The organism is Bremerella volcania (assembly GCF_007748115.1).
GTDB lineage: Bacteria > Planctomycetota > Planctomycetia > Pirellulales > Pirellulaceae > Bremerella > Bremerella volcania.
Genome location: NZ_CP036289.1, coordinates 509897 through 527048, shown reverse-complemented (window position 1 = coordinate 527048; position 17152 = coordinate 509897). Strand labels below are relative to the sequence as shown.

Below are 17152 nucleotides of genomic sequence, written 5' to 3'. Positions count from 1 at the left end.
TGTACCGGCCTACCGATCGATATCACCACGTACTTCGAGGACTCTTCCATGCGATTTTGGTTACCACTTTTGCTAGTCGCTGGGCTCGCTGGCTGGGCTGAGCCGCTCGTATCAAACTGCGATGCGCAAGACCCAACGAAACAACAGCAACTGGATAAGGCGACCGAGCTAAATGGCCTGGTCAGCCAACATTTCATCGCGGGCCAATACGCCAAGGCTGAACAATACGCCAGAGAAGCCTTCGCCATTCGAAGAAGGGTACTGGGCGAAGAACATCCCGATACCGCCACGTCGCACAACGACCTAGGCGTTCTGCTAGGCGTTCAGGGAAACTACGCCGCTGCACGCACCCATTACGAGCAGGCCGTGGCCATCCGTAAAAAAGTCCTGGGCAAAGAACATCCCGATACGGCTCATTCACTCAACAACCTAGGCTTACTGCTATTTACTCAACGCGACTACGCCAATGCACGCCCCTATTTTGAGCAGGCCCTGGCGATAGAAATAAAAGTTAGGGGAGAAGAACATTCTAAGGTCGCAGGGTTGCACAACACCCTAGGTGAATTGCTTATTACTCAAGGAAACTACGCCGCCGCACGTCCCCACTGTGAGCAGGCCCTGGCGATCCGTAAAAAAGTTCTGGGGGACGAACATTCCGATACCATCGATTCGTTTAACAACCTAGGCACTCTGCTGTATTATCTAGGCGACTACGCCGCCGCGCGTCCCTACTACGAATATGTCCTGAAAATTCGCAAAAAGGTTCGGGGCGAAGAACATCCTGATACGGCTACTTCGCTCAACAACCTGGGCTTACTGTTTCAAGCACAAGGAGACTATGCAGGCGCGCGTCGCAACTATGAACAGGCCCTGGCCATCCGTATAAAAGTTCTGGGGGAAGAGAACTTTAATACCGCGACTTCATTTCACAATCTAGGCTCTCTGCTGGTTGCTCAAAGAAACTACGCCGACGCTCTTCCCTACTTAGAACGGGCCGCGGTCATCCGTAAGAAGGTTCTAGGCGAGGAACATCTCGATACCGCTACGACATTCGACAACCTAGGCTCACTATTTTACTATCAAGCGGAATACGCCGGCGCACGTTTCTATTATGAACGGGCCCTGGCTATCCGCAAAAAAGTTCTGGGGGAAGATCACCCCGCCACTGCGGCTTTGCTCAACAGGCTAGGTGATGTGTTTAGTGCTCAAAGAGACCTTACCACTGCGCGGCCCTTCTACGAGCAGGCCGTGACAATTCGTAAAAAGGTTCTGGGGGAAGAGCACTTCGATACCGCGACTTCACTCCACAATCTAGGCTCTCTGCTGATTGCTCAAGGGAACTACGCCGAAGCTCTTCCTAACTTAAAACAGGCCTTGGTCATCCGTAAAAAGGTTCTCGGTAAGGAACATCTCGATACCGCTACGACACTCGACAATCTAGGTTCTCTATTTTACTATCAAGCGGACTACGCTGGCGCTCTTCCCTACTATGAGCAAGCCCTAGACATCCGAAAAAAGGTTTTGGGGGAAGAACATCCCGACACTGCGACTTCGCTCAACAGGCTAGGTGATCTGTTTGGTGCTCAAGGAGACTACGCCAGCACACGTCTCTATTACGAACAGGCCTTGGCGATCCGTGAAAAGGCTCTGGGGAAAGAACATCTCCTTACGGCTGCTTCGCTCAACAATCTAGGCGCTCTGTTTCAGGCTCAAGGAGACTACGCCGACGCACGTCGCTATTATGAACGAGCCCTGGCGATCCGTAAAAAGGTACTGGGGGAAGAGCATCCCGTTACGGCTACATCGCTCAACAATCTAGGCGCTCTGTTTCAGGTTCAGGGAGACTACGCCAGTGCACGTCTCTATCATGAACGGGCCTTGGCGATCCGAAAAAAGGTTCTGGGGGAAGAGCATCCCGTTACGGCTACTTCGCTCAACAATCTAGGCATTCTGCTTATGAATCAAGGAGACTACGCTGGCGCACGTGGCTATCTTGAACGGGCCTTGGCGATCCGTAAAAAGGTTCTGGGGGAAGGACATCCCGATACGGCTAGTTCGCTCGACAATCTAGGCGGTCTGCTTTCTGCTCAAGGAGACTATGCCGGTGCGCGTACCTCTTATGAACAGGCCTTGAAAATTAAAGAAAAGGTTCTGGGGAAAGACCATCCCCTTACGGCTGCTTCGCTCCACAATCTAGGCTCTGTGCTTTATTCTCAAGAAGACTATGCTGGCGCTCGTTCCTGCTGTGAACGGGCCCTGAGAATTAAGGAAAAGGTTCTAGGGGAAGAACATCCTGATACGGCTAGTTCGCTCAACGACTTAGGCGTTCTGGCCAGCGTTCAGGGAGACTACGCCGGTGCGCGTTCCTATTATGAACAGTCCCTGGCGATCCGTAAAAAGATTCTGGGGGAAGAGCATCCTGATACGGCTAGTTCGCTCATCGCTATAGGCTTTCTGCTTTATTCTCAAGGAGACTATGCTGGCGCGCTTCCCTACTATGAACAGTCTCTGGCGATCCGCAAAAAGATTCTGGGGGAAGAGCATCCCGATGTGGCTATTTCGCTCAACAATCTTGGCTGTCTACTTCAGGCTCAAAGGGCGTGGCAAGACGCGATCGAGAGCTTTGATCGATCTCGCAAGGGTTCGTTGAACTTCATGACCCGGACCCTTACCTCGATGGATCCTCCATCGCAAGCTAAGTTTCTGGCTACCCAAAACGGATCTTTCCATGGTGCGTTGTCACTCGGCTATGTCAATCGCATAAGGCCTGTTGCCGTGGAAGCTGCCGCGAGCTGGCTAATCAATGGAAAGGGAATTGCCAGTACGGCGTTGGCGCAACAGCAACTGCTTGAGCGAGATTCCAATGATCCCAAGGTCAAAGAAGCCGTTAAACAACTTAAGGACGTTCGGCATACGTTGGCAACGATCGTGATGTCGAAGCCCAAACCCGATCAGACGGAAGCTCGGACTAAGTCAATCGCGCAGCTAACCCTGCAAGAACGGAAGTTGAGTCGTCAGATTGCCCAGGCCGTCGGAAGTTCGGCGGGAACGGGCGAGTGGGTGGAATTAGACGAAGTACGGGCGGCACTTCCGCCGCAGGCGGTCCTGGTGAACATCGTTCGGATGCCCATCCTTGATTTCCAGGCTACCGTCGACCGGCCACGCTGGAAACCGGAACGGTACGTGGTGTGGATCATACCTGCCGCTGGCCAGGGAGAAGTGCAGTTGATCGATCTGGGCCCGGCCGACGAGACGGACAAGCAGATCGAACAGGTCCGCCAGCAGATGACCGATATTAAATCTGCCGAAAAGCTCACCAAGAATCTCAGCCAGCTTAGCGGCGATATCTGGCAACCTATCGCCGACAAACTTCCCCCCGAAACCGAGAATGTTATTCTCAGTCCAGACGGCGCAATGTGGCTGCTGCCTTGGAGCACGTTGCCTGTGAGCGAGGATCGCTTCCTGATTGAGGACTACGCGCTTCAGTACGTCATCAGCGGTCGCGAGTTAGTTCAAAAGGCGCAACCGGTCAGTCGTCAAACGCCACTGCTCTTTGCCGACCCGACCTTTGATTTATCGCCTGACCAAACCCAAACGGCCGTGGAAGCGATCTTCCGCGGTGAAAAATTCGACCGGGAAGCCACCCGCGGGCTCGTCTCGCAAACGGCACTGGGGAAGGTACCGGCACTGCCCAATACGCGAGCGGAAGCAGCGGTGATCGCACCGAACATGGAAACGATTGCCGAAAAGAAGCCGGTGAGCTACCTGGGCAAGTACGCGCTGGAAACGGTTGCCAAGCGAGTCGACCGGCCGCGGATGCTGGTCCTCAGCACGCATGGCTTCTTTCTGCCCGATCAGGAAGTCGAGCTGGATGATCGTGACCTTGCATCGAATGATACTCGCAGTGCCGCGCTGCTCACCGTCGATGGAAAGCCGGTCGAGAACCCGCTTTTGAGGTGCGGGATGCTGTTTGCTGGCTGCAACCAACCGGCAGCCGGGGCCGACGACGGCGTACTGACCGGCATGGAAATCGTTGGCATGGATCTTCGCGGTACGGAACTCGTGGTGCTGAGTGCCTGCGAGACGGGGCTGGGCGATGTGAAGACCGGGGAAGGGGTGGCCGGTTTGCGTCAGGCATTTCAATTGGCCGGGGCTCAAAGCGTCGTGGCAACCTTGTGGACTGTGCCTGACCGTGATTCGGCGATCATCATGAACGACTTTTTCCAGAACCTGGCCGCCGGCAAAAACAAATCGGAAGCCTTACGCAGTGCCCAGCTAAGACGGATTGAAAGTCGACGGGAACGCTATGGTTCGGCCCACCCGTTTTACTGGGCGGCTTGGACAGTCACAGGGGGCAAATGACACGATGATGTTCTTCTGCGCCGATGAATTAATAGCAATCGACTTTGCCAATTCCATGGTAGCCCAGGACGAACCGTCATGAGCGATTCACTCAGGACAACATCTGCAAGCACGCAGCAACGAAATGTTTCCCTAGATTTCCTCTGAGAACAAGCAACCAATCCAGTAAGAACCCACAGCATGTGAACACCATAATGCCTATAGTCGCCCTTTTACATCGGAAGGCTACAACTCTCTCCTCCCCGCATTCGCTTCCCTTTACAACCGAGCCGGATTCACCGGCGCGGTTGGCGTCTTGCCTGAGGCCTTTTTCCTAAGCTGACTCTGAAGCGCCGCCAATACCTTTTGGGCTTGCTCGTCAGGTTCCTGGGCCAGGTTGTTGAACTCATTCGGGTCGGCATGGTGGTCGTATAGTTCGACGCCGTACTTGCCGTCGCCCCACTCGGTGTAGCGGTAGCGATCGGTGCGGATGCTGCACCCCATGACCATTTCCGGCAAGCGGTCATCGGCCGGGCGGAGGACTTGCGTGATGGCTTGGCCGTTCCATGGGGCATGTGGATCATCGATCAACGGGCGGAGGCTACGACCGGCCAGGTGGTCCGGCGCTTCGACGCCTGCCAGGTCGGTTACCGTCGGGTAGATGTCGACGAACTCCACAATCCGGTCGCAGGCCCCCTGCCCTTTCTGACCTGGAACATAAACGATCAGCGGAGCGCGGGCTGCCTGCTCGAACAGCGTTCGCTTCTGCCAGATGCCATCATGCTCGCCCAGGTGGTAGCCGTGATCGCTCCAGAAAACGACGATCGTGTTCTCGGCGAGGCCAAGCTCGTCCAAGGCCGACAGCAGACGCCCGACCTGGGCATCGACCATCGAGACGCAGGCGTAGTAAGCCTGGGTCGCTTTCAACAACGTCGATTCGTCGAGGCCATAGTTCGGCACGGGGCAGTTGTGGGCGAACGCGGCCGTGGGGATGTCGTCGCGGTCATTCTCCGGAGCGTAAGGCAATCGCAACGAATCGAGTGGATACAGGTCGAAGAACTCTTTCGGAGCCACGTACGGTGTATGGGGGCGAAAAAAGCCGACGCCCAAGAAGAATGGTTGGTCCTTCTTCTCGCGCATGATCTTGATCGCTTCGGTGGCGATCATGCCGTCGGTTTGCTGCAGAGCAGTACCCTCGGCGGCTAACCAACTGAGGGACGCGCTGATCTTGCGATGTGGTTCCGCATTGAAGATCAGCGCCTCTTCGTCCTTGTCGCGTCCCTTCGGATTGACGGTCCGGTCCCACGAAGGAGGATCGTCGAAGCCATCGGTTCCAATCGAAGCAGGCACGTTGTAGTGATAGATCTTCCCGACGCGCGCGGTGAAGTAGCCTGCCTTTTGAAAGGCCTGCGACAACGTCACCACATCGGGCACTTCATCGCGAAAGTGACGATCGAGATCGTACACCTTAATCTGATCGGGCCGCAGTCCCGTCATGACCGATGCCCGCGTCGGATTGCACAGCGGCAACTGGTTATAGGCCCGCCGAAAGCAGGTGCCCGCGGCCGCCAACCGATCGATGTTCGGCGTGCGTGCGACGACGTCGCCGTAACATCCCAGCGTGCAAGCCAAGTCATCCACGGCAATGAACAACACATTCGGCTTGGCAGCCTGAGCAGAGGAGAAGAGGCTTAGCAGAACAGCCACCGTAACAAGAATCACTGAGGCAGAACGGACAGGTTTCATGATGGGTCTCGAAGAGGTTTCGCAGCGGCAAGTGAATACCCAGGAGGACGTCGACTTCCATGGTACTCCAACCCAACAACCCGAATCGAGCCCCAACGCAAAATGGCCGTTCAGGTTGCCCCGAGCGGCCATTTCGATCACGTGTGGATTGCTTTGTGATTGTTATCGGTACAGCGAAGTCCCGCCTGGTAGGTAGAACGTCGGAGCACTCTTGGCCTTGCCCGGGATCGGCATGGCATCGATCTGGCGAATCTCGCGGCGATCGGCAGGGACCGATGAAGTTCGCGGTTCGGTTTCTTCCGAGGCCAGGCGGCCTCCGCTTGAGTAGAAACCACCACTGACGCCTTGTTCGCGGGGCGTGATGTCTTCCTGATGGCCGACCGGCATGATCGGTCCGGTCAGGGGTGACGGACGGTTCTGATCATCGCGGGCCGAAGCGATTTCGTTACCCTTGGCTTGAGGGCTTTGACCGCGGACGATGCCGACGCCGTTATCCGGTTGCTGCTGATTGGAAACCAGCTGGGTCGGCGTGTAGCTGTCGATCATCCCTTCGTTCGATCCATCGCGAACCCAATCCAACCAGGCAATCTGTAGGCTGCTCAGGCTGGGGTGTCCGTAGAACTTGTTGGTCGTCGCGGTCCAGTTGTTGGTTCGCATCCCTTCGCCGACGTACTGCACGTACTTCTGCTTGCCACCTTGGGCGATCAAGAAGCGAGCCAGCGAGTAGCCTTGGGCGTACAGTGGCAGGATGTCGGCCGGATACTCTCTCATGGCGAACATCTGGTTGAACGCGATGCCGCGGTCGCTCTTCAGGAAGCGATACAGCAGCGTCGTGTTTTTATCTTTTTCGGACGTGTGTTCGACCGTGGTACACGCTCCTTCGTCGGCCCAGCGCGGCAGCGGTCCGCCGAAATGGGTGGCGAAGATCGTGTGCAGAATCTCGTGAGGCAGAACGCTATCGAGGATGCGTTCACGCGGGCCGAAGATTTCCATGGTCCAGTTGAACGGCACGCCTTGATGGAAGGCGAAGCTCGTTTGCCCGCCTGCACCGCCGCCGACGCGAACGGTGATGGGGCATGGCTGCGACCAGGGAGACAGTTCGCGTCCGAGCCACTCGTTGGCCAGGTCACGACGGTAGACTTCAGCCAATTCAAGAACTTGTTTGGCCAGTTGCGGGTCTTGGGCGGTAACCAGGAAATTGGTTCCGCGAACGCTGGCGGCAGAAGCGGCGGCGACTAGAAAGGTCCAGACGCACATCGTCACCAAAGCGTGACGAGTCACGCGAGCATCCATGCTCATATAGCAGGCTCCAAGCAATGGGGTTCCCGTCCACTCCGTCGCATCATGCGGTGGCTTGGCGGCAACGTATTCAGGCTTCGCTGTCGTGCATCCCGTGGGTTGTTGGGGTCATCGGAGCACAGACAGCCCAGTTCGATACGCGTCCCGGCGTCAATCCGTTCAGCCGTGGCAATGCGTATCGCCGACTTGTAAAGTTTTCAAAGGCTAACCAAATGGACGTAACGTTCCTAGGGCAAATTTCCGCAAAAATGACGCTAGCTGCCCATTTTAGCTAAAGCCGTGGCGGTAAAGCGTTGCTACGGCGGTAGATGATAAGAAGTTATTTCTCGTCGTTCGACTTCTTTGCAGATAGCAAAACGAACGCGACCAGACCACCCACACCGATCAGACAGCCGCCTCCCATAGCGGCCAGGATCACGAGTTCAAATATGCCGATACCGAACGTTGGCCCTGACATAGTCTGTTACTTCTTTCCGTCCAGCATCGGAATGCGGAACAATTCAGATGGCGTGTGAGCTTCTTTCATGGCCGCTTCTGCCTTGGCTACCATTGCGGGGTTTTCGGCAGCGACGTCCTTCGATTCGCCTGGGTCGCTCTTCAGATTGTACAGTTCGAGCTTGCCGGCATTGGCCACCTTCGGACGCATCATGTTCTGGCGAATCGCTTTCCAGTCTCCCATACGCACTGCCTGTTGGCCACCGTATGCGCGAAATTCCCAGTAGAGATACTCGTGCTCCTTCTGCTCCTTACCAAGCAGTTCCGGCAGGAAGCTGATGCCGTCGATTCCTTCAGGCGCCTTCACGTCGGCAATATCGGCGAAGGTTGGCATCAGGTCGTAGAACGCTGCTAAGTGATGCGAAACCGTGTCCGGCTTCACGTGCCCTGGCCACTTCACAATCAGCGGCACGCGAATGCCCCCTTCGTACAAGCTACCCTTGAGCCCTTTGAAACCGCCAGCCGAAGCAAAGAAGTCGGAGTCGCTTCCGCCGAGTCGATCGTATGTTGGCCCATTGTCTGAGCTGAACATGACCACCGTGTTGTCGGTCAGCCCCTTCTTTTCAATCGTATCCAGGATCGCGCCGATGTCGCGGTCCATATGCGTGATCATCGCCGCGTAACCAGCGTGCGGTTTGGGATGCTTGAGGTAGCCATGGTGCTCGTAGTCGTCTTCCTTCATGTCGGCATACTCATCCAGGTCTTCGTTGGGAACTTGAATGGAGAGATGCGGCACGGCAAACGGCAAATAAAGGAAGAACGGCCTATCGGCGTTGGCTTCGATGAACTCGATCGCCACATCACGGAACTGACTTTGCGAATAGGTCTCGCCATGCAGCGTGCGATCGTTCCCAGGCTGCACTTCCTTCTCACGATTACGCCACAGGTACTTCGGATAGTGATTGTGGGCGTGGCGTTGGCAGTTGAAGCCATAGAACAGGTCAAAGCCTTGCTTGTTGGGATCGCCGGTGGTGCCAAAGTGCCCGAGGCCCCACTTGCCGATCGCCGCCGTGGCGTAGCCTTTTTGCTTGAGCATCTCCGCGATGGTGACTTCTTCGTCCGGGATTGGATTCTGACCAGGGAACTCGGCGCCCAGTGCTTTCGTTTCCGGCAGCATCTGGCCAGGATCGCCGTTGTCTCGGATATAGGCGTGCCCACCATGCTTGCCGGTAAGCATCACGCAACGTGAAGGAGCACATACGGCGTTCCCGCAATAGAAGTCGGTGAATCGCATGCCCTCCTTAGCCAGTTGGTCTAAATTCGGCGTCTTGATTTTTTGCTGCCCGTAGCTGCCCAGTTCCGAGTAACCCAGATCGTCTGCCAGGATGAAGACGATGTTCGGGGCGCGCTCGGCGGCGTCGCTGACTGAAGCCATGGCAAGCAGGCCGCTGAGGCCCAACATGAGGATGAGGAAAAACGGGCGACGCATGGCAGTAGACTCCGGCGAGAACGGCTTCTGAGGGAAGATATCTAGGGAAATCACAGTATGTTTTGTTTGGTACCGAGCGTCAACGCGCGAAGCGAATTGCTGGGAAAACAAACGCGGCTTGACAGAACTTTTCAGCACGACGGGCCCATCTTGCGCGGATCCGCGACTGGCCTTCACCTTTTTGTATTTTTTCCGCGTCGACCATGGCGAATTATTCATTGAACCGCTGGCGGAAACGAAGTTCAATCAGTTCTATGAACAACTATCTAATCACAACCGTCGTGTTCGTACTCGTTTTCTGTGTAGGAAACTGCCATGCACAGGCCATGGAAGGGACGAAGCCCAACGTACTCTTCATCGCCATGGACGATCTGAACGACTGGATCGGGTGCATGGGTGGGCATCCGCAAACGATCACCCCCAATCTCGACCGGTTGGCCCAATCAGGCGTGCTGTTCACCAATGCTCACTGCGCGGCGCCGGCCTGTAATCCTTCGCGGATTTCAATCTTCTCCGGCATCGCGCCGAACGTCTCCGGCGTGTATGCCAACGATCAAGTTCTGCGTGAAGTTCTGCCCGACGTCGAACTGCTTCCCAAGACCTTCTCGAAGAACGGCTACAACTCGACCGGCTCAGGCAAGATGCTGCACTACATCATCGATGCCCAGTCTTGGGACGATTACTTCCCCAAGCCCTCCTCCGAAATGCCGATTCCCGAGACGCTTTACCCAGACAAGCGGCCCCTCAGCCTGCCGCGGGCTGGTCCTTGGCAATACGTCGAAACCGACTGGGGCGCACTCGATGCGAGCGATGAAGAGTTTGGTGGCGACTACAAGGTCAGTCAGTGGGTATCTGAGCAACTGGCCAAGAAGCACGACAAACCGTTCTTCCTTGCCTGCGGCATCTATCGCCCGCATGAACCCTGGTTTGTGCCGGCGAAATACTTCGAGCCCTTCCCGCTTGAGTCGATCCAGATTCCGCCGGGTTATAGGGAAGACGACCTGGCCGATCTGCCGCCGGAAGGAAAGCGGCATGGTCCCAATCGCTACTTCGACCACATCCGCAAACATGGCGAGTGGAAACACGCGATCCAATCGTACCTCGCTTCGATTCACTTTGCCGACGCCATGCTCGGCCGCGTGCTCGATGCGCTAGATAACAGCGAGTACGCCGATAACACGATCGTCGTGCTGTGGTCCGACCATGGCTGGCATCTGGGCGAGAAAGAGCACTGGCAGAAATACACCGCTTGGCGCGCCTGCACGCGGATACCACTGATGATCCGCGTCCCGAAGAACTGTCCTGGCCTGCCGGAAGGAACCAAGCCTGGCATCTGCGACCAGCCGGTCAACCTGGTGAGCCTCGCTCCAACGCTGTTCGATCTGTGCGGCTTGACAGCGAACAAGGTGCATGATGGCCCGAGCCTGACGCCGCTGCTGAAAGATGCTGAGGGGAACTGGCCCCATGTCTCGGTGACCTACTTACACCACCCAGGCGACTACGGCTTGAGTGACGACCGCTTTCGTTACATTCACTACGCCAACGGCGATGAAGAACTGTACGACGTCGAAGCGGATCGGTACGAGTGGACCAACCTGGCCGGCGATCCGCAGTACGCTGACAAGCTGGCCGAGCTTCGCGCGAAAGGTCCCACCCGGTTCGCCGACAAGCCTGAGCCTAGCATTCAATCACTCAACAAGTTGAAATGGGTACGTCTTGGCGAAGACAAGGCACCTCCCTCGCGGCCGGATGGTTCGCAGTTTCCGGTCTTCTTCATCAACGAAACGGAAGAACCGGTCAAGCTGTATTGGATCGACCGCCAAGGACAACCGAAATTCTACGAGGAAATCCAGCCCACCAAGACCGCCCGGCAAGCCACGCGTCCAGGTGCCGTATGGCAAATTACCGACCTTCAAGATAAGCCGCTAGGGTATTTCAAAGTCGACGATCGCTCCGCTCAGGCAATTATCCCTGCCAAATAGTTTCCCGCTGCATCCCCAGGTGATTCATGTATGTCCGACTCATTCGCCATATGCTGTTTGCGATTGCTTGGGGGGCCCCCTTAGGGCCTGCGTTTGCCTGTGCGGCCGAATCAGCCGAGCGTCCCAACGTTTTGCTGATCTGCATCGATGATCTACGGCCGGAACTGAAGTGTTACGGGGCAGACCACATCCTTTCTCCAAACATCGATCGTTTGGCGGAGAGCGGTGTGGCTTTTGATCGCTGCTACGTGCAAGTTGCCGTCTGCAATCCATCGCGGGCAAGTACCTTCACCGGCATTCGCCCCGATCGACTGGGATGCTGGACGCTTCATTTTCACTTTCGGGAAACGATGCCCGATGCCGTGACCCTTCCGCAATACTTTCGCCAGCATGGCTACACCTGCGAAGGCATGGGGAAGATCTTCCATAACCCATGGCAAGATCCACGCTCGTGGAGCCGCGAGCATCGGTGGCCCAGTGCTGAATTGACGCACTACAACCCTGAGCAAAAAGCATTTCGCGCGAAGGTTGCCCAAACGATTGAAGAAGATGACTGGCGTTACAACAACTTGCGCGGCGTGATCGCCAACGCCCCTGATATCGCCGACGTCGAACACCTCGACGGCGAGTTGACCGAGATGGCGGTCGATCGCTTGAAAGAGCTTTCTCAAAGCGAGCAGCCGTTTCTGCTGGCCGTGGGATATATCCAGCCTCACTTGCCGTGGTGCCCGCCGAAGCGATGGTGGGACAAGTACGACCGCGAGTCGTTGCCGCTGGCCCCCAATCCCTATCCACCCAAGAACTCGCCGGAGGTGTCGGTCGGTACGAATTACGAGATGACCCACTACGCCGATGCGATCAACGTTCCCAAGCCGCACGAAGGAAGCGTCGACGAGGCCGACGCGCGTCGGTATCGCCATGCTTATTTCGCGTCCGTGTCGTTCATCGATGCCCAGGTAGGCAAGTTGCTGGATGCCCTCGACCAAGAGCAGCTAACCGACAACACGATTGTGGTTCTCTGGAGCGATCACGGCTGGAAGCTGGGGGAACACAACGCGTGGGGCAAGATGACCAACCTGGAGATCGACACGCGTATTCCGTTGATCATTCGCGATCCGCAGGCCAAATCCAACGGCCAGCGAACCAATCGCATCGTCGAGTCACTCGATCTTTTCCCGACCCTGTGTGACCTGGCTGGTCTGCCGGTTCCCGATTTTGTTGACGGTAAGAGTGCCGCCCATCTGCTTGATGACCCCACGGCAACCCACACAGGCGTCGCTTACAGCCAATACCTCTGGCAGCCGCTGATGGGCAATGGCATTCGGACCGACCGTTGGCACTACGTCCAGTGGCGTGACACGAACGACGCCACCATCAAGCATCAAGAGCTGTACGATCACGAAAATGATCCCCAGGAAAACGTCAACGTCTTCGGCAAGCACCCCGAAGTGGAAGCCGACCTGCAGGCCCGCTTTCAAAAGGTGCTTGTCCCCCACAAGATCGTTCTACGGCCGCGGATACACTCGACCCAGGGAGGCAAGAGAACGAACGTCGTATTCGAGAATAGCCATGGTGGCAACGTCCGGATCACCTGGATAGACCCGGCGGGGCGGCGTCGCAATCGGTTTGATATTTCCCCCGGCGAGAAACGTCCGATCAATACATTCGTAGGGCATGTCTTCTCGGTCGAAAGCCTAGATGGTCGTTATCATGAGTTGATCACGATCGACCAAGGTAGCGAGACAATTCCCTTAAGAAATCTCGCGAAGTAAGGGCGTCACTTCAGCAGGAACGTGGCAATCGCCGGTAAGCGTTGTTCCCAATCGTCTGGGAAATGATGACCGCCTGGGTGGGTCTGGCTTTCGAACATCCACTTCGCCTTGTCGCACTCACGAGCCCAGATTTTGACCAGCGGTGCGTGCGGTTCTTCGTCGCCGTGAATCAAAACGAACCGGGCCGTCCCCTGTCTGGGATCAAGCGACGGCCGCGTCAGTTGACTCACCAGGCTTCCTCCGGGGGAAAGCGACACGCAACCGGCGTACTGGTCGGGGTGCTCCTGGGTCACGAGCATCGCGTGCAGGGCTCCCTGAGAAAAGCCCAACAAGTAAACACGATTCAAATCGATCACGCCGTCGAACAGCGGCGCGTTCACGATTTTTTGCAGGTCTTCGTGAGTGGGCTCGATCGAATCGTGCGACCACTGGTAATAGCTGCCATGCGTGGGAACGCTGCCAGGAACAACAACGGCCACGAAACCTTGCTTGGACCAGAGTTTTGCTTCGTCGAGATAGCTCAGGTGGCTATCCCCGTAACCGTGCAACAGCAGGATGATGGGCCATCCTTGTGGGGGTTTGTCCGTTTCCGGCCGAACGGCAATCGGCTGGCCGACGTGCTCGGCAGCGGCGATGATGTATCTCGTGCGAATCGTTGCCAACGACTCATTGAAATCACTACGACGTCGAATCTTACCGAGTTCGTCATCGTGCAGCGCCGTCGGAAAGTCGTCGAAGCCGCGCTGCATGGCCTGTTGAAACGCCACGTAAGCTTCGTCGTGCTTGCCACACAACTCGTAGTTGCATGCGAGTTGATACATCGGAAAGGCGAAGTCGAGATCGGCGTTGGCCGCACGGACGTACATCTCTTCCGCCGAGTCATACATGCCGAGGGCCTTCAGGGTATCCCCTTTTTGCAGGAACTGCTCCGCCTCGCTGCGAGATGCGGTTGGCTCTTGCGGCTGCCAGTTATTCAACCAGACGACCGGTCGCGGCTGAAACCGCGGCATCGACAAATCAGCTGTGGGAACACAACCAACGGCAAGGACGAACCATCCCCACAGTAGCAAGGGGCGGATGCATTTCATGGCAGTTGTCGGTGGGAGTTGGATAAGGGATTGGCTAGGAATGTTAGTCTAGCGTTTTGCGACAAGATTCATAGCATTTCTTTTCAATCCAACACCCAATAGCAGGGGGCATCCTCTGGCGGGATGCGAGAAGCGATAGCGCATCGCACCAAGAGGGTAATTTCCGTAAATGACCTGCCAACCAGAACTATGGTCACGGATGCTAAGCACTGGATCACTAACCCGTCGATCGCAATCCAGCGGCGATGCCTTGGATGGTAAGGCGAACCATCTGGGCCAGGCCGTCGGTTCCTTCCTCGCTGGCCGCCTCGCCACTCTCGCGGCTTTGCTTGATCAGTTGAATCTGAATCAGGTTCAACGGATCAACGTAAGGGTTGCGGCTGCGAATGCTGCGATTGAGCCAGCCGATCTTTTCCAGCAGTTCATGCTGCTGCCGAATCAGACAGATCGCCCCGCACGACAATCGATACTCTTCGTCGATCATCTTCCAGATGCTTTCCTGAGCCGTGCCGGCCAGCTCGGCGTAGTCGCGGGCAATGTCCATGTCGGCCTTGGCCAGCGCCAGTTCGGCGTTGTCGATCGTGGCCTGGAAGACGGGCCACTCTTGATACATCTCTTGCAGCGGTTCCCAGTCGCCCCCCTGCGCATCGACCAGCGTGCGAATGCCGGTCCCCATGCCGTACCACGCCGGCAGCAGTTGCCGCGACTGGGTCCAGGCAAACGTCCACGGAATGGCCCGTAGATCCTTGAGCGACTTCCGAGCACGACGCCGCGCGGGACGCGAACCAATCGGCAGGCCTTCGATCTCGCTGATGGGGGTGGCCTGATCGAAGTAGCGCAGGAAGTCTTCATGCGAGACCAACTCCCGATACTTGGCCAGCGCTGCCTGGCTCATCGACTCGCTCATCTCCTTCCAGTTTTCCATCTCGGGCGAAGGAGTCGACGCGCTGACCAACAGCGTGGCGCTAGTGAGCTGTTCGATATGCCGATGGGCGATCACGGCGTTGTCATACCGTTCGGCCAGCACTTCCCCTTGTTCGGTCAGACGCAGCTTGCCATCGACCGCTTGGGGAGGCAGCGACTGAATACCACGAGCCGCCGGACCGCCGCCGCGTCCCAGGCTGCCGCCCCGACCGTGGAAGATGGTCATTTCGACATGATGCTTCGCCGCCACCTCGGCCAGGCGTTCCTGGGCCTGGTGCAAGTTCCAGGAAGCGGTCAGGTAACCACCATCCTTGGTACTATCGGAGTAGCCCACCATGATCATCTGTTCCAGCCGTGCTTGCTGTCCCAGGTAATCACGATAGACCGGCTGCTTGAGCATCGCCTCGAAGATGATCGGAGCCCGCTCCAAGTCGTCGATCGTTTCAAACAGCGGCGAGATCGGCAGGTAAGGCCGCGGCTTGCCGGGATGCTTCTGATTCCAAACGAAGTTCCACAGCCACAGCACGGCGATCACGTCGGCAGGCTGATGCGTCATGCTGATGACGTACCCGCCAAACGGCTTCGGTCCACCGACCGCCATCGTATCGGCCAGTACGCCGAAGGTGGCTAACACCTCTTGCGTCATCTCGCTGAGCTTGGCCGTATCGACCTCCGGCCGCTCGAGCTGGCAAAGCCGCTTGAGCCAGTCGGCTTCTTCAACCTTCTGATCTTCCGGAAGATCGGCGTACAGAATCTCGCGCAACGCATTGCGATGGACGTCCGAGTCTTGCCGGATATCGAGCGAGAAGAAGTGGAAGCCGAACGTTTGCAGACGATCTTTCCAGGGGTCCAGGTATCGCTCGACGACGCGGCGGCCTTGATGTTCGAGCATGCTATCGCGCAGCATTTCGACCTCTTCCATCAACTCTTCCGGCTGTTGATAGGCGACGTGCTCGTCTCCCTCGACATTTGCTAAACCGAGCGAGGCCTCCAAGCGAAACTCGATCATCTTCAAATAGCAGCGGTAAACCTCGTTAGGCGAAACCTCTTCCAGACGCTGCGAAAGCTCCGGCCAGTGCTCGGTCGCGGTTGCCAGACGTTCGCGAATTTCGTCGCTGACGGCGGCCTGACGATCGGAAGTAACCAAGGTCTTCTTCAATTCGCGGCAATAAGACAGATGCCGTTCGAAGGCGGTTTTACGCAGCAGACCCAGCGTCGCTTGCGTAACCTTGGCGGTCACAAACGGGTGCCCGTCGCGGTCGCCACCGATCCAACTGCCAAACGTGAGGAACGGCTTCAGCTCGAACTGGTGCGTAGGGTAGTAGCGAGCCAAGGCCATACGCATTTCGTGATAGATTTGTGGAGCGACGTCCCACAACGCTTCGGCAAAGAACAAACCACGCTCGACCTCCCCCATCACGCCGGGGCGCTGCGGGCGAAGAGAGTCGGTCTGCCACAGTAGCGTCAGATCACTCAGGGCTGCCTGAAAGTCTTCGTCGTGCGGATGGACTTCCAAGTACGGCAGATGATCGCGCAGGCGCCGCAGTAGTTCGCGGGTGGTGCGGCGTTTGGCTTCGCTCGGGTGGGCGGTGAAGACAGGGGTGATCGCCAGGCGGTCGAGCCAGTCCTGCATCTCGGCCGCCGTGCAGCCACTTTCGCACAGTTGGCGAATCGCATCGGCGATCGATTCGCTGCGTGGCAGGCCTTCCGATTCGGCTTCCTCGGCGCGCTGATCGAGAATTCGTACGCGGTGGTAATCTTCGGCCAGATTGGCCAGATCAAAATAGAGACTCAGCCAGCGAATCACGCTGCGTAGTTGATCTTTGGGAATGCGACCGATTTCCGCCAGCAGGCGTTCTTCGGCATCCGGGATGCCGGACCGTCGCTCGAGCGACATCCGGCGGATACGGCTCATCGTCTCGGCCAGCGAATCGCCGACCTGTTCGCGAACAACCTGGTCGAGCAACTCAACCAACAGATTCAACCCTGGTACATGCTCTTCGTGATACATGTTTGTACTCGTCTCGCTTCTTCGATGCCTAATCTTCGCCTAGGTAATAGGTTACCGCGAATCGG

General features: G+C 57.0%; 9 protein-coding genes. 3 read left to right on the top strand and 6 right to left on the bottom strand.

Going from position 1 to position 17152, the window contains the following annotated elements; translation table 11 throughout:
- Positions 1-48: 48 nt before the first annotated feature.
- Positions 49-4362, top strand: coding sequence for a CHAT domain-containing protein (locus Pan97_RS02180; protein WP_144970342.1), 4314 nt, complete (start codon positions 49-51; stop codon positions 4360-4362).
- 258 nt (positions 4363-4620) lie between these two features.
- On the opposite strand, the gene Pan97_RS02175 is transcribed toward Pan97_RS02180, so the two are convergent.
- From Pan97_RS02175 to Pan97_RS02165, 4 genes are all read right to left on the bottom strand, one after another.
- Positions 4621-6087 carry a sulfatase gene (locus tag Pan97_RS02175; RefSeq protein WP_144970340.1) on the bottom strand — a complete coding sequence of 489 codons (1467 nt, stop codon included), beginning with the start codon at positions 6085-6087 and terminating at the stop codon, positions 4621-4623.
- A 162-nt stretch (positions 6088-6249) separates the two neighbouring features.
- A complete protein-coding gene (locus tag Pan97_RS02170) occupies positions 6250-7386 on the bottom strand; it encodes a hypothetical protein (protein ID WP_144970338.1) in 1137 nt (378 codons plus the stop codon).
- Positions 7387-7705: 319 nt separating this feature from the next.
- Positions 7706-7843 carry a hypothetical protein gene (locus Pan97_RS26160; RefSeq protein WP_165698575.1) on the bottom strand — a complete coding sequence of 46 codons (138 nt, stop codon included), beginning with the start codon at positions 7841-7843 and terminating at the stop codon, positions 7706-7708.
- 6 nt (positions 7844-7849) lie between these two features.
- The gene (locus Pan97_RS02165) at positions 7850-9310 is read right to left on the bottom strand and encodes an arylsulfatase (RefSeq protein ID WP_144970336.1); all 1461 of its coding nucleotides are present in this window, start codon (positions 9308-9310) and stop codon (positions 7850-7852) included.
- 254 nt (positions 9311-9564) lie between these two features.
- Between Pan97_RS02165 and Pan97_RS02160 the strand changes: the two genes are divergently transcribed.
- Positions 9565-11292 carry a sulfatase-like hydrolase/transferase gene (locus Pan97_RS02160; protein WP_196782249.1) on the top strand — a complete coding sequence of 576 codons (1728 nt, stop codon included), beginning with the start codon at positions 9565-9567 and terminating at the stop codon, positions 11290-11292.
- A gap of 26 nt (positions 11293-11318) precedes the next feature.
- A complete protein-coding gene (locus Pan97_RS02155) occupies positions 11319-13064 on the top strand; it encodes a sulfatase-like hydrolase/transferase (protein WP_144970334.1) in 1746 nt (581 codons plus the stop codon).
- Between the two features lie 5 nt (positions 13065-13069).
- Here Pan97_RS02155 and Pan97_RS02150 read toward each other — a convergent pair whose 3' ends face one another.
- Together Pan97_RS02150 and ppc are read right to left on the bottom strand one after the other, a co-directional pair.
- Positions 13070-14152 carry an alpha/beta fold hydrolase gene (locus Pan97_RS02150; RefSeq protein WP_144970332.1) on the bottom strand — a complete coding sequence of 361 codons (1083 nt, stop codon included), beginning with the start codon at positions 14150-14152 and terminating at the stop codon, positions 13070-13072.
- A gap of 217 nt (positions 14153-14369) precedes the next feature.
- Complete coding sequence (gene ppc / locus Pan97_RS02145; protein WP_144970330.1) at positions 14370-17087, bottom strand: phosphoenolpyruvate carboxylase; 2718 nt, start codon at positions 17085-17087, stop codon at positions 14370-14372.
- Positions 17088-17152: the final 65 nt, after the last annotated feature.